Source organism: Massilia sp. Root133, assembly GCF_001426525.1.
GTDB lineage: Bacteria > Pseudomonadota > Gammaproteobacteria > Burkholderiales > Burkholderiaceae_D > Telluria > Telluria orientalis.
This window is the reverse complement of the sequence record NZ_LMEW01000012.1, coordinates 174933-188628: the sequence shown is the minus strand read 5'-3', so window position 1 is coordinate 188628 and position 13696 is coordinate 174933. Positions and strand designations below refer to the sequence as shown.

Annotated in this window: 10 protein-coding genes; 6 read left to right on the top strand and 4 right to left on the bottom strand. The window is 67.2% G+C overall.

Translation table 11 applies throughout. The features are described 5' to 3' along the window. Positions 1 to 7: 7 nt before the first annotated feature. Both ASD28_RS11515 and ASD28_RS11510 read left to right on the top strand, forming a co-directional pair. Positions 8 to 997, top strand: coding sequence for an NAD(P)H-hydrate dehydratase (locus ASD28_RS11515; protein WP_056127274.1), 990 nt, complete (start codon positions 8 to 10; stop codon positions 995 to 997). A gap of 292 nt (positions 998 to 1289) precedes the next feature. Then, the gene (locus ASD28_RS11510) at positions 1290 to 1706 is read left to right on the top strand and encodes a hypothetical protein (protein WP_056127271.1); all 417 of its coding nucleotides are present in this window, start codon (positions 1290 to 1292) and stop codon (positions 1704 to 1706) included. A 172-nt stretch (positions 1707 to 1878) separates the two neighbouring features. Here ASD28_RS11510 and ASD28_RS11505 read toward each other — a convergent pair whose 3' ends face one another. The 3 genes from ASD28_RS11505 to ASD28_RS11495 form a co-directional block, all read right to left on the bottom strand. Beyond that, positions 1879 to 5079 (bottom strand): efflux RND transporter permease subunit, encoded by a 3201-nt coding sequence (locus ASD28_RS11505; protein ID WP_056127269.1) that lies wholly within the window; start codon positions 5077 to 5079, stop codon positions 1879 to 1881. Between the two features lie 15 nt (positions 5080 to 5094). After that, positions 5095 to 6285 (bottom strand): efflux RND transporter periplasmic adaptor subunit, encoded by a 1191-nt coding sequence (locus ASD28_RS11500; protein ID WP_056127266.1) that lies wholly within the window; start codon positions 6283 to 6285, stop codon positions 5095 to 5097. A gap of 341 nt (positions 6286 to 6626) precedes the next feature. Next, positions 6627 to 7046 carry a divergent PAP2 family protein gene (locus tag ASD28_RS11495; RefSeq protein ID WP_056127263.1) on the bottom strand — a complete coding sequence of 140 codons (420 nt, stop codon included), beginning with the start codon at positions 7044 to 7046 and terminating at the stop codon, positions 6627 to 6629. Between the two features lie 175 nt (positions 7047 to 7221). Here ASD28_RS11495 and ASD28_RS11490 point away from each other — a divergent pair, with 175 nt between their 5' ends. The 4 genes from ASD28_RS11490 to ASD28_RS11475 all read left to right on the top strand — a co-directional run bounded on the left by ASD28_RS11490 (position 7222) and on the right by ASD28_RS11475 (position 10974). After that, the gene (locus ASD28_RS11490; RefSeq protein WP_056127258.1) at positions 7222 to 8262 is read left to right on the top strand and encodes a DUF475 domain-containing protein; all 1041 of its coding nucleotides are present in this window, start codon (positions 7222 to 7224) and stop codon (positions 8260 to 8262) included. 31 nt (positions 8263 to 8293) lie between these two features. Continuing rightward, complete coding sequence (locus ASD28_RS11485; protein WP_056127255.1) at positions 8294 to 8869, top strand: TerD family protein; 576 nt, start codon at positions 8294 to 8296, stop codon at positions 8867 to 8869. Between the two features lie 82 nt (positions 8870 to 8951). After that, complete coding sequence (locus ASD28_RS11480) at positions 8952 to 9356, top strand: hypothetical protein (RefSeq protein WP_056127253.1); 405 nt, start codon at positions 8952 to 8954, stop codon at positions 9354 to 9356. Positions 9357 to 9468: 112 nt separating this feature from the next. Next, positions 9469 to 10974, top strand: coding sequence for a tryptophan halogenase family protein (locus ASD28_RS11475; RefSeq protein ID WP_056127250.1), 1506 nt, complete (start codon positions 9469 to 9471; stop codon positions 10972 to 10974). Positions 10975 to 11111: 137 nt separating this feature from the next. Here ASD28_RS11475 and ASD28_RS11470 read toward each other — a convergent pair whose 3' ends face one another. Then, the gene (locus ASD28_RS11470; protein WP_229412388.1) at positions 11112 to 13640 is read right to left on the bottom strand and encodes a hypothetical protein; all 2529 of its coding nucleotides are present in this window, start codon (positions 13638 to 13640) and stop codon (positions 11112 to 11114) included. Positions 13641 to 13696: the final 56 nt, after the last annotated feature.

The following is a 13696-nucleotide window of genomic DNA, read 5'->3' as shown; positions in this document are numbered from 1 at the left end:
TCCCTCCATGACGCTGCAAACCCATGCCCGCCCGCGCGACGTCGATACGAGCCTGCTGCGCAGCTGGCCGCTGCCCGTGCCCTCGAACGACGCCGACAAGGAAGACCGCGGCCACGTGCTCGTCCTCGGCGGCTCGCGCGAGATGCCCGGCCCCGTGATCCTGGCCGCGACGGCGGCCTTGCGCGCCGGCGCCGGCAAGCTGACCATTGCCACCGGCCGCAGCGTGGCCCAATTGGTAGCGCTCGCTATTCCTGAATCGCGCGTGCTGGGACTGGCGGAAAACGATGCCGGCGGCTTCACGGTCGAAGCCGTGGCCGCGCTCGATCCGCTGGCCGACAAGATCAGCGCTGTCCTCATCGGCCCCGGCATGCGGGACGAGGCCGCGACGGCCCGCCTCGTGCACGCGCTGCTGCCGCGTCTGGACGGCACCGCCACGAACGTGTTGCTCGACGCCGAGGCGATGGGCGCGGTTTTGCATCCGCCCGGGGGAGGCACGCCGAACCGCGCGCCCTTCCGCTTCAAGGTGCCGGTCCTGTTGACGCCGCATGCGGGCGAAATGGCCCACCTGACGGGCATCGCGAAAGACGAGATCGGCGCGGCGCCGGACCGCCATGCCATCGACGCGGCCCGGCACTGGAACGCCGTCGTCGCGCTCAAGGGCGCGCGCACCGTGATCGCGGCGCCGGGCGGCGAGCGGTGGCAGCACGAAGGCGGCAACGTCGGGCTCGCCACGTCCGGTTCGGGCGACGTGCTGGCCGGCATCATCGCGGGGCTCGCGGCGCGCGGCGCCACGCTCGCGCAGGCCGCCGCCTGGGGCGTCGCGCTGCACGCGCGCGCGGGCGAGCGCCTCGCCGAACGCTTCGGCAGACTGGGTTACCTGGCGCGGGAATTGTGCGACGTCATTCCCGCCCTGCTCGAACAGGCCGCCGGCGACAGCGCCGACGGGGTGTCACGACCATCCGGCAGCTTCGCCGGGGGACAAAGGGCTGAACGATGATGGTTCGGCTCTTATCTAACCCGCACGTGTCGACGTTGCAGGCGGCACGGCGGAACAAGGGGAACTTCGGTTTCCCAAAGCAGAAGGCATGCAATCCGACGAACCGGCCGGCGCGGTGCCGGTCAAATCCAGACAGTCGGATTCGTACGCCACCGGGGCCGCGTATTGCGTCGGTTCCCTGATGGTTCACGCTTGGACCGCATGGTCCATCGGGAACCCTAAGCCCCGCCTCGCTTCCAGTGCTCACCGGGAGACGGCGGTAAACGATAGACGTGAACGAGGAGTAAAACAAATGAAAGCTCTTAACAACGCATCGAAAATTCTGTTTGCTGCAGCCCTGATGGCCAGCCTGGCCGCTTGCAAGAAGAATGACACCACCAGCACGACCGGTACCGGCGACACGTCGGCCACCGCGCCGAGCAGCAGCTCCGGCACCAGCGGCACGACCGGCGCCACCGGCACGGGCACGACGGGTGACACGACCGGCACCGGCGCAACCGGCACCACCGGCACCATGGGCGGCGCCACCGGCGCGACGGGCACCACCGGCGACACCGGCACGGGCGCAACGGGCACCGGCACCACGGGCACCGGCGCGACCGGAACGACCGGCGGCAGCGGCTCGTCGGGCACGTCGGGTACGTCGGGCACGACCGGCAGCGACACGTCGGGCACCGGCACCTCGGGCACCGGTACCTCGGGCCGCTGATCGCCGTGGCGCATCGGCCAAGGGTCGGGAACGGCCCTTGGCACCGGCATGCACTGGGCGCGGCGGATGCGGCCCTAGTGCATGCCGTTTCCTAGAGTGCCTCGGAATGAAAAAAGGGCCTGCGCTTGCAGGCCCTTCTCATTGCATGCCGGCCGCAGCCGGCACCACACCGTCAAGCCGTCGCCGGGCGGCCGCGGCCGGTAGCGAAGCGGCCGGCCTTCACGATCAGGCGGAAGACCAGGCGCACGAGCACCAGCGTGAGGATCGCTTCGACGAAAGTCATCACGAACGCCGGCAGCGCCGTGAAGCGGGCCGCGCGGCGGTGGAACTTGGCCACCATGCGGTCGCGGGCGATCTCGATGCTGTCGTAGAAGGTCGGGACGACCAGCAGGGTCAGCACCGTCGACGTGATCGTGCCGCCGATGATCGCGATGGCCAGCGGCTGGTAGAACTCGCCCGAGTCGCCCAGGGCCAGCGCCACCGGCAGCATGCCGGCGATCAGCGCGAACGTCGTCATCAGGATCGGACGCAGGCGGGCGCGGCCGGCGGCCATCAGCGCGTCTTCGCGGTCCATGCCTTCCGCCTCGCGGGTGCGGGCGGCGTCCAGCAGCAGGATCGCGTTCTTCGCCACGAGACCCATCAGCATGATGATGCCGATGAAGCTCATCAGGTTCAGCGTGCCCTTCGTGAGCAGCAGCGCGACGACCACGCCGATCAGCGACAGCGGCAGCGACAGCATCACGGCGAGCGGCGCCGTGAACGACCCGAACTGCATCACCAGGATCAGGTACATGAGGCCGATACCCGAGACCAGTGCGATCGTCATCTGCGTGAACACTTCCTGCTGGTCCTTGCTCTGGCCACCCAGCGACAGGCCATAGCCCGGCGGGAAGTCCATCGATTTCGCCAGCTTGAGGGCGTCGTCCATGACTTCGCCGTTCGAGCGGCCCTGGGCATTGGCCGACACACGCACGACGCGCTTGCCGTCCTTGTGCTCGATCGCGGACGGGCCCTTGCCCATCGTGATCTTGGCGATTTGGTCCAGCGGCACCATCATGTTGCTGCCGGTGACGGCGATCGGCAGGCGCTCGATGTTTTCCAGGCCCACGCGGTCTTCCGGCGCGAGGCGCACGGCCACGTCGCGGGTCTCGCCCGTCGGGTCGACCCAGTCGCCGACCTCGATGCCGGCGAACGCGACGCGCAGCGCGGTGGCGGCGTCGCCGACCGAGATGCCCATCATGTTCGAGAGGCCGCGGTCCAGCTCGATCTGCAGCTCGTCCTTCGGATCCTGCTGGGACAGCGTGACGTCCACGGCGCCCGGTACCTGACGAAGTTTTTCCATGTAGGCATTGGTCAGGTCCATCAGCTTGCGCGAATCCGTGCCGGTGAACTCGATCTGCACGGGCTTGCCGTTGCCGTTCAGGTCGTCCGTGACCGTGTACTCGGCACCGACGAGGCGGGCGATCTTCTCGCGCAGTTCCACCGCGATGTCGGACGCGCTGCGCTTGCGTTCGCGGCGCTTGCCGATGTCGACGTAGATGCGGCCGCCGCCCGAATTGATCGAGGCGTTCGTGTCCTTCGTCTCCGGCATCGTGCGCGCCAGCGCGGCCGCTTCTTCCATCTTCATGCGGGCATAGCCCACCGACGCCGACGCCGGCGTACGCACTTCGATCAGCAGCTGGCCGCTGTCCTGCTTCGGCAGGAACGACGTGCCGCCGAACTTGCCCTGCAGGCCCAGCGCCGCGACGAGGCTGACGACGGCGATGATGGCCATCCAGCGGCGGTGGTGCAGCGCCCAGGCGATCACGTGGCCGTAGCGGTTGGCCTGGTGGTCGAACCAGACGTTGAAGCGCGCGAGATATTTCTCGATGCCCTTCTTCGGCGCATGGTGGTGGCCCGGCGGGTCGCCCCAGTAGGCGGACAGCATCGGGTCGAGCGTGAACGAGATGAACAGCGACACGATCACGGAGCAGGCGACGGTGAGCGCGAACGGACGGAACCATTCGCCCGAGATGCCCGGCATGAAGGCGACGGGGATGAACACGGCCATGATCGAGAACGTCGTCGACGCGACGGCCATGCCGATCTCCGCGGTACCCTCGAGGGCCGCCGTGCGGCGGTCGGAACCGTTTTCCATGTGGCGGACAATGTTTTCCCGCACGACGATCGCGTCGTCGATCAGCACGCCGATCGCGAGCGACAGGCCCAGCAGCGTCATGAAGTTCAGGGTGAAGCCGCACAGCCACACGGCGATGAACGCGGCCAGCACCGAGGTCGGCAGCGACAGCGCGGTGATCAGCGTGGAACGCCACGAGTTCAGGAAGGCGTACACGACGAAGATCGTCAGCACGGCGCCGAACACGAGCGATTCGATGACGTTGTTCAGGCTGTCCTGGGCGTCCTCGCCGCCGTCGTACGAAATGTCCAGCTTGGTGCCCGCCGGCAGTTCCTTGCGGATCTGTTCGATTTCCGCACGGACCTTCTTGGCGATGGCGACGGTCGACGCTTCACGCGAGCGGATGATCTGGATACCGACGTTGGGTTTGCCGCTGCGCATCGACACGCTGTCGATGTCGGCGAAGCCGTCCTTGATGTCGGCCACCTGGTTCAGGCGCACGACGGTGTCGCCGTTGCGCTTGACGACCACCTGCGAGAAATCTTCCGGACGCTCGATGCGGCCGACGAGGCGGATACCCTTCTCGTCCAGCTCGCTACGCACCTTGCCGACCGGCGCGTTCGTGTTCTGGCGCGATAGCGCGTTCGTCACGTCGCTGACGGAGACGTTGTACTCGCGCAGTTTTTCCGAATGGATCAGCACGGACAGCTCACGGCGCAGCGAGCCGTTCACCTGCACGTTGGCCACGCCGTCGATCGCGCGGAAGCGGTCGGCCAGCTGGTCTTCGGCCAGGCGCGAGATCTCGGCATGGCTCTGCGAGCTCGACGACAGCGCCAGGTTCATGATCGGCTGGGCGGACGGGTCGACGCGGCGCAGCACCGGCTCGCGCATCTCGATCGGCAGCTTGTAGCGGACGGACGCGATGGCGTTGCGGACGTCGTCCGAGGCCTCGATCAGGTTGCGCTTGAAGTCGAAGCGCAGCACGATCGTCGCGCTGCCCTCATTGGCGTACGCGTTCACCTCGGTCACGCCGGTGATGGCGAGCATCTGCTTCTCGAGGCGTTCGATGAGTTCGCGTTCGGACGTTTCCGGCGACGCGCCCGGATACGGGATCGTCACGACGATGATCGGAATCTCGACGTCCGGGTTCTGGTTCACGCGCAAGTGATTGAGCGCGAGCAGGCCCATGCACATCATGCCGATGATCAGCACGAGTGTCGCAATGGGCTTCTTGACACTGAAATTGGACAGGAACATGGTGGTTAATCCCGCTTATTTACCCTGGGGTGCGCTGTTGGTGGCGCTGTTGGCGGTACCTGCGGCGCTGGCGACGCGCGCAGCGGCCGCCATTTCCACCTTCTGCCCATCCTTCAGGGTCGAGCCCGGGTGGCGCAGCACGCTGTCGCCGGACGCCAGGCCGTTCTTGATTTCGAAATTGCCGGTGCGCGGATCGCGCGAACCCACCGTCAGGTCGATCTTCGCCAGCTGGCCGCCCTTCACTTTCCAGGCATACGTCTTGTCGCCGGCCTTGACCATCGCGGATTCCGGCAAGGTGATCGCATCGGACAGCTCGGCGTCGATGCGGCCCTCGGCATACAGGCCGGCCACGCGCGGACGCGCTTCGTTACTGAAGCCGACGAGCACCTCGACCTGGCGGGTGATGTCGTTCGCGGACGGGTCGATGCGCTTGACGATGCCGGTGAACTTTTGCTCGCCGTAACCGTTGACGCGGAAGAACACCGGCTGGCCGACCTTGACGGCGGCGATCTTGTCGGCCGACACGCGGCCTTCGAAGCGCATGCTCGTCGGATCGATCACCTTCAGCAATTCCTTGCCGATGGCGGCCGTGTCGCCGGGGGAGACTTTACGGTCGGAGACGATGCCGTCGAACGGCGCGCGCACGACGGTGCGGGTCACCTGCTGCTGGGCCGCGACGAGGCGCGCCCTGGCGGCCGACAGCTCGCTCTGGGCGCTGTTGCGGCGCACTTCGGCGTCGTCCAGCGCCTGGGCGGACGTCATGCCGGACGCGCGCAGCGTCTTCAGGCGCTCGAGGGCGCGGTTGGACTGGTCCAGGGCCTGGGAGGCGGCGCGCTGGGCTTCCTGGGCGGACATCAGGCTGTCGCGGATCGACGTCTCGTCCAGCTTGACGAGCACGTCACCCTTCTTGACCGGGTCGCCGTTCTCTTTCAGGACCTGCAGCACGATGGCGGACACTTCCGCGCGCAGGTCGGCCTTGCGTTCCGGCTGGACCGAGCCCGTGATCACCGGGCCGTTCGCGAGCGCACTGCTCTGCACGGTCAGGACATCCTCCGGGGCAACGAGCAGCTGGACGGCCTTGCCATCCTTCTGCTTGGCATCCGCCTGCGCGTTGGCGGCGTCGGGCTTTGCAGGGTCCTTGTCATGTTTGCCGCACGCACTGAGTGCGGAAGCAATAGCAAGGAAGATTATAGTTTTGCGCAGCATTTCTTGGTTCCCCCGAGGATGGACTCGTTACCTGTAAAAATAAGAATATAAAAGGCCAGCGCGCAGTATCGAATAGGCGGTCTTGACCGTCAATTGACGTTTCGGCAAAGCGCGGTTTTGGTGGGATGAACTGCAGATAGGCGGGATGAAATGCGTTTGGCCGAGCATGAAATGCGCGAAAGAAGGGACAACGCGCGGACAGGCGGACGTCCGGGTGGACGGTGGGAAGCTAACGGTGCACTACCTTGGGCTCTCGCCAAGGGGGGCGCCTAGCCCGGGAGCGACGGTATTTTGTTACGCGGCCATAAGACCGTCGTCCCTGCGCAGGCAGGGACCCAATTTCATCGCACGAAGAGGTGATACACGAGATTCCCCATCAGGATCCCGGTGACGATACCGCCGCCGATCTCGACGAGCGTATGCCCCATCCGCTCGCGCAGGGTCGTGTGGCCGGCCTGTCCCGCGGCCAGGCGGTTGATGGCGGCGGCCTGGCGGCCGACGTGCTGGCGCAGGCTGTTGGCGTCGATCATCACGATGAAGCACAGGGTGACGGCCACGCCGAACGCCGGGTGGCCGATGCCCTCGCGCAGGGCGATCAAGGTCGCCATGCTGGTGACGGTGGCGCTATGGTTGCTGGGAAAGCCGCCGTTGCCGACCAGGTTGAACGCCCAGCGCCCCTGGCGCGCACTGTTGATGAGGAATTTGATCGGGCCGACCACGAGCCAGGTCAGCACCGGGGTGACCAGATAAGAGACATCCATGTGAAATCCATTCAAGGGGAAACGGGAGGCATGACGCCGGGCGGCATTATGGCAGATGCAATGTCACGTGAGCAATTCACGCGGTGGCGATCGATGCGCCCGCCAATGTGGGAAACGGGGTAATATGCGCCGTGTGGTCATTCAGACAATGCGTATATAAGAACTGGAGAGGTACATGCAACATTTCAGGTTGTCGTTCGTCGTCACCGCCGTCCTGCTGGCGCTGGCCGGCTGGTGGGGCTTTTCCCATGGTGGCAGCGCCGGCCTCCTGCAAGCGCTGTGGATCGCGGCCGTGCTGGGCGTGCTCGAGATCTCGCTGTCGTTCGACAACGCGGTCGTCAACGCGTCCGTCCTGCGCAACTGGAACGCGTTCTGGCAAAAGCTGTTCCTCACGGTCGGCATCGTCGTCGCCGTGTTCGGCATGCGCTTGCTGTTTCCCCTCCTCATCGTGTCGGTGGCGACGGGCCTGGGCCTGATCGACGTCTGGCACATGGCCGTCAACAACCCGGACGAGTACGCCCGCAACCTGACGTCGCGCCACGCCGAAGTGGCCGCGTTCGGCGGTGCGTTCCTGTTGCTGGTCTTCCTCAACTTCCTGTTCGATGAGGAAAAGGAACTCCACTGGCTGGGCTGGATCGAAGAAAAGGTCGGCAAGTACGGTTCGGAAGGCTTCGCCATCCTGGTCACCCTGCTCGCCGTGTTCGGCTGCATGAGCCTCGTGCCGCAGGAGCGCAAGCTGTCCACGCTCATCGCGGGCGTCGTCGGCGTGCTCGTGTACGTGGGCGTGAACTGGTTTTCCGGACTGCTGGAGGAAGAAGAATCCGACCCGGCCGTGGGCAAGCTGATCTCGCAGGGCAGCATCGGCGGCTTTTTATATCTGGAAGTGCTGGACGCGTCGTTCAGCTTCGACGGCGTGATCGGCGCATTTGCCATCACGAACGACGTCGTCGTGATCATGCTCGGCCTGGCCATCGGCGCCATGTTCGTGCGGTCGCTAACCGTGTTCCTCGTGCACAAGGGCACGCTGGAAGAATTCGTCTTTCTCGAGCACGGCGCCCACTACGCGATCGGCATCCTGGCCCTGATCATGTTCGCCAGCGTCGAGTACGAGATTCCCGAATGGTTCACCGGCCTGTCCGGCGTGGCCTTCATCCTGGTATCGCTGTGGTCGTCGATCCGCTACAAGAAGCGCGAGCAACTCGAGTCGGCGACCTGAAACCCGTAACCATTAATAGAAAGGAAGCAAGATGGCGATCAGTTTGCAAAAAGGCGGCAACGTCAACCTGTCCAAGGAAGATCCGAACCTGAAAAAGGTCATCATCGGCCTCGGCTGGGACCCGCGCGCGACCGACGGCGCCACCTTCGACCTCGACGGCAGCGCCTTCCTGCTGCGCGGCGACGGCAAGGTGCGCGGCGATGCCGACTTCATCTTCTACAACAACCTGCAGTCCAGCGACGGCGCCGTCAAGCACACGGGCGACAACCGCACCGGCCAGGGCGAAGGCGACGACGAGCGCATCGTGGTCGACCTCACGCGCGTGCCGCCGGAGGTGGAAAAGATCGCGTTCGCCGTCACCATCCACGAAGCGGACCAGCGGCGCCAGAGCTTTGGCCAGGTCGCCCGCGCCTTCATCCGCTGCCTGAATGCGGACGGCGAGCGCGAGATCGCCCGCTACGACCTGTCGGAAGACAGCTCGACGGAGACGGCGATGATCTTCGGCGAGCTGTACCGCTATGGCAACGAGTGGAAATTCCGCGCCGTGGGCCAGGGCTACAACGGCGGTCTCGGGCCCCTCGCCCGTTCGTTCGGGGTACAGGTCTAAGACTGGCCTGATTGACAATCCGGGCGCCCATGTCAGAATGGGCGCGCTTCGTCACGTCCCGTCACCTTACCTTACACCGACCATGCCCAAGACCCTGCCGCGCCGCGCCACCGCCATCCTCGCCTCCGTCGTCATCGCCGCCGTGGCGCTGTTCGCCCTGTACACGTGGATCGTGCTGAGCTGGTCGTACTCGGAAGGCGAACGGGCCGGCTACCTGCAGAAACTGTCGCGCAAGGGCTGGTTGTGCAAGACGTGGGAAGGCGAGATCCTGCTGTCCAGCATGCCGGGCGCCATTCCCGAGCGCTTCAACTTCACCGTGCGCGACGAGAACGTCGTGCGCCAGTTGCAGGCCGCGATGGGGCAGCGCGTGCAGCTCACCTATTCGCAGCACGTCGGCGTCCCGAGCACCTGCTTCGGCGAGACCGAATATTTCGTCGACAAGGCCGTCGTCGGCGGGTCGAATCCGGTGGCGCCCAACAATATGTGACGCGCTGTTGCGTCGCTTTTGTTAAAGAAATGTTATACGCAAACATTTCTATTGCCGGCCACAAGCCCGCTGTCCTACACTCTCCTGAGCGAGCAATACAACAGGAGACATCATGCAACAAAACCCGATCCGTAAAATCGTCATCGTGGGGGGCGGCACGGCCGGCTGGATGGCCGCGGCGCCGCTGGCCCAGCGCATGGGCCAGCGCTGCGAGATCGTACTGGTGGAATCGCCGGACATCGGCACGATCGGGGTGGGCGAAGCGACCTTGCCGACGATCCGCTTCTATAATGCGGCCCTCCAGCTGGACCACGCCGACTTCATCAAGAAGACGCAGGCCAGCTTCAAGCTCGGCATCGAATTCAAGGACTGGGGCCACGTCGGCAACCGCTTCTTCCACGGTTTCGGCGACTTCGGTCCGCCCCTGAACGGCATCCAGCCGCACCATTACTGGCTGCGCCTCGCGCGCACGTTCGACCACATGCCGGCGCTGGAAAATTGGTCGATGGCGTCGATCATGGCGCGCGAGAACAAATTCACGATGCCGAACGACGCGCAGCCGGGCGTCACGGACGCTTATTCGTTCGGCTACCATTTCGACGCCGGCCTGTACGCCGCCTTCCTGCGCGATTACGCGATGGCGCGCGGCGCCAGGCGCGTCGAAGGCACGATCACCAGCGTCGACCAGCATCCGGAAACGGGCTTCGTCACGGCCGTGCGCCTGGCGGATGGCCGCACGCTCGACGGCGACCTGTTCATCGACTGCTCGGGCTTCCGCGGCCTGCTGATCGAAGGCGCACTGAAGGCCGGCTACGACGACTGGAGCGAGCACCTGCCGTGCAACAGCGCCCTCGCCGTCCCGTGCGCGCGCGTCGAACCGCTGACGCCCTACACCCGTTCGACGGCCAAAGGGGCGGGCTGGCTGTGGCGCATCCCGCTGCAGCACCGCACCGGCAACGGCCACGTGTACTGCAACGCGTTCACGACCGACGAAAAGGCGCGCCAGGACCTGCTCGACGGCCTCGACGGGGCCGCGCTGGACGAGCCGCGCCAGCTGCGCTTCGTCACCGGCAAGCGCAAGAAATCGTGGGTCAAGAACGTCGTGGCGATCGGGCTGTCGGCCGGCTTCGTCGAACCGCTGGAATCGACCAGCATCAGCCTGATCGAAACGGCCATCGGCACCCTGATCGAACAGTTCCCGGACCGCGATTTCCGGCCCGAGCTGGCGGACGAATTCAACCGGATCATCGGCAGCCGCTACGAGTCGATCCGCGACTTCATCGTCATGCACTACAAGCTGACGAAGCGCGACGACACGGAATTCTGGCGCTATTGCGCAAACATGACCATCCCCGCTTCGCTCGCGCACCAGATCGAACTGTTCCGCGAGACGGGCCGCGTCGCGATCCTCGACCGCGACAGTTTTCTCCTTCCCTCATTCGTCGCGATGCTGGTCGGCCTCGGGGTCGAGCCGAAGCGCTACGATCCGTTCGTGGACGATGTCGACATGCGCCAGCTGCACGGGCACTTTGCGGGACTGCGCGACCTGATCGTGCAGGCGGTGGCGAAGATGCCGGGGCATGGGGCGTATCTGGAGAAGAACGCGAAGGCCGGCTAGTACCGCCATTCCCGCGTACGCGGGAATCCATACTTAGGATCCGAAGACGCTCTACCAAATACGCTGCAGGGCCTTCGACTTACCGAATTCTGTAACTCAGCATGGGTTCCCGCTTTCGCGGGAACGACGCATTCGGGTTACTCGTGATCGCGGTCGGCCCGCTGCTTGGCCACCGCATCCGCGAGCCGCATCGCCGCCTGCACTTTCGACGGCTGCTGCGCGAACCGCCCCAGCACCTCGCGCGCGAGGTCTTCCGATTCTGCGCGCTGCTTGGCTTCGGCCTGGCGCGCCTCGATCTGTTCGCGCAGCGCGGCCAGTTCCGCCACCTGCTCTTCCTGGCGCACGGATTCCAGCTCCACGAGGCGCTTCTTCGCCTCCGCCATTTCCTGCGTAGCGAGCGCCGTCTTGCGCTGCATTTCCGCCGCCAGCTGGGCGTTCGCGAGCAGCGCGCGCTGGGCGTCGCGCTTGTCGATCGCGGCCTGCACCGCCGCCTGCTCGGCCGCCTCGCGCATCTTCGCCAGCTGCGCGCGCTCCGCTTCGGCGGCGGCGCGGGCTTCCGCCGCGGCCACCGCGGCGCGCTCGGACGCCATGCGGGCCGCCGCCGCTTCGTTGGCGCGCACGTCGGCGGCCGTCTGCTGCTGTTGCGACGACAGCTTCTGCTCCAGCAGCAGCAAGGCGTCGTGCGCGGCATCGGCGGCCGCGCGTTCGGCCGCCAGCAATTCTTCCGTCAGCTGCTGCTGGCGGCGTTCGTGCGCAGCGCGGTCGGCCTGCGCCTGCGCCAGTTCGGCCGCACGGGCGGCCTGTTCGCGCTGGGCGTCGGCGATCGCCTGCTCGTGGTCGGCCTGGCGCGCCGCCTGTTCCGTGATCGCGCGCTGGGCCTCGATGGCTGCCTGGCGCTCGGCGGCGGCGCGCTGCTCGTGCCCGGCCTGCGCGGCCAGCAGCGCCGCGTGGTCCTGTTCGGCGGCCACGCGGCGCGCGTCGAATTCGGCCTGCTGGCCCGCCAACGCATCGCGCTGGGCCTGCAGCCGGGTCGCGTGCTCCTGTTCGGCTGCGGCGAAGCGCGCTTCCGTTTCGGCGCGCAGCGCGGCGATCTCGCGCTGCTGGGCTTCGAGCCGTTCGGCCAGTTGCATCGTGTGCTCCTGTTCCGCGGCGGCGCGGGCTTCGGCGGCGGCGGGCAGCGCGCGTTCGGCCTCGATGCGGGCCTGCTGGCGCGCCAGCGCCTCCTGCTCCGCTTGCACGCGCGCCTGTTCGGCCTGTGCCAGCGCCTGCGCCTGCGCGGCGCGTTCCTCCGCCAGCCGCGCCGCTTCGCGTTCGTGTCCGACCCGCTCCGCCTCGGCCGCGAGTGCCGACTCCGCCGCCGCGTTCTGCGCGGCGCGTGCGGCGGCTGCCGCTTCGGTCAAGGCAGCGCGCTCCTCGGCCAGCTGGCGCTCGCGCTGCTGGGTGTCCAGGTCGCGCTGCGCGGCTTCCTGCGCGACGCGGTCGGCTTCCATCCGCAGGTGCGCCTGTTCGGTGGCTGCGCGCTCGGCGTCCAGGCGGGCCTGGCTCTGCTGGGACTCTTCCTCTTCCGCAGCGGCGCGGGCCAGGGCCACGTCGCGCAGCTTGCGGTCCGCTTCGATGCGGGCTTCCGTCGCGGCCAGGATGCGGGCTTCGGCTTCGCGCCGCGCGGCGGCGGCGTCGGCCGCCATCTGTTCCAGGCGTTCGCGGTGGATGGCCGCGTCGCGCAATTCCTTTTCCGTCTGCAGGCGCATGCGCAGCGATTGCGCGGCCGTCCGCTCCGATTCCACCTGGGCCTGCGCGATGGCTTCCCGTTCCTGTTCGATGTGCGCGAGGGCGCGGGCTTCCTCGAGCGCGCGTGCCTCCGCGGACGCGCGGGCGAACGCGGACGCGAGCGCCACCTGGTCCGCCCGTTCGCGCTGCTGCGCCAGTTCCAGTGCCTCGGCTTCGGCCTGCGCCAGTTTCTCGGCCGTCTGGCGCGCGGCCCGTTCGGCCCGTTCGCGTTCGCGCGCGAGGATCGCCACGCGGGCGTCGGCGCTGGCGCTGTGGTGCACTTCCTCGCGCGCGGCATGCACGGCCGCCACGCGCTCGGCCGCCTGCAGGCGCGCCTGCTCGGCGTGAATGGCAAGATCGTCGGCGTCGCGCTGGGCGCGGGCGGCGATCTCGGTGTCGATGCGCGCCTGCTCCGCCGCGCGCTTGCGGGCGTCATCCTCGGCGCGGGTACGGGCTTCGGCGGCGATGCGGATCTGCGTGTCGGATTCAACGCGGGCGCGCAGCCCGGCCGTCTCCTGGCGGATCGCTTCCAGGCGCTCGGCGGCGGCCTTGGCGGCGGCACGCAGGGTGTCGATGCGGTCGCGGTTCGCCTCGATCGCCTCTTCCGACGCCTGCGCGTTCGCGAGGGCGGCGGCGGCCGCTTCGGCGTCGATCGCGGCGCGCTCCTCGGCCAGGCTGCGCGCACGCGCTTCCGCGTGGGCGCGGTTCTCGGCCGCCACCGCCGCCTTCGCTTCCGCCTCCACGCGCGCGATGCCTTCCTTGATCGCGCGCTGCTCCAGATGCTCGCGCTGCGGCTCGACCTGCGGCGCCGCGTGGTCTTGCGCGGCGGGCATCAGGTCGATCGTGAAGTCGGCGTCGTCTTTCTGTGCGGATGGATCGGTGCGGTCGGCGTCGGTCATGGATGGCTCGTCAGTTCACATATGGGACCCGGAGGGGGTCCGCACTTAATTATGCG

Coding starts and splice junctions, on each gene's coding strand:
- ASD28_RS11515 (WP_056127274.1), top strand. CDS start 8: ATGACGCTGCAAACCCATGCCCGCCCGCGCGACGTCGATACGAGCCTG.
- ASD28_RS11510 (WP_056127271.1), top strand. CDS start 1,290: ATGAAAGCTCTTAACAACGCATCGAAAATTCTGTTTGCTGCAGCCCTG.
- ASD28_RS11505 (WP_056127269.1), bottom strand. CDS start 5,079: ATGTTCCTGTCCAATTTCAGTGTCAAGAAGCCCATTGCGACACTCGTG.
- ASD28_RS11500 (WP_056127266.1), bottom strand. CDS start 6,285: ATGCTGCGCAAAACTATAATCTTCCTTGCTATTGCTTCCGCACTCAGT.
- ASD28_RS11495 (WP_056127263.1), bottom strand. CDS start 7,046: ATGGATGTCTCTTATCTGGTCACCCCGGTGCTGACCTGGCTCGTGGTC.
- ASD28_RS11490 (WP_056127258.1), top strand. CDS start 7,222: ATGCAACATTTCAGGTTGTCGTTCGTCGTCACCGCCGTCCTGCTGGCG.
- ASD28_RS11485 (WP_056127255.1), top strand. CDS start 8,294: ATGGCGATCAGTTTGCAAAAAGGCGGCAACGTCAACCTGTCCAAGGAA.
- ASD28_RS11480 (WP_056127253.1), top strand. CDS start 8,952: ATGCCCAAGACCCTGCCGCGCCGCGCCACCGCCATCCTCGCCTCCGTC.
- ASD28_RS11475 (WP_056127250.1), top strand. CDS start 9,469: ATGCAACAAAACCCGATCCGTAAAATCGTCATCGTGGGGGGCGGCACG.
- ASD28_RS11470 (WP_229412388.1), bottom strand. CDS start 13,640: ATGACCGACGCCGACCGCACCGATCCATCCGCACAGAAAGACGACGCC.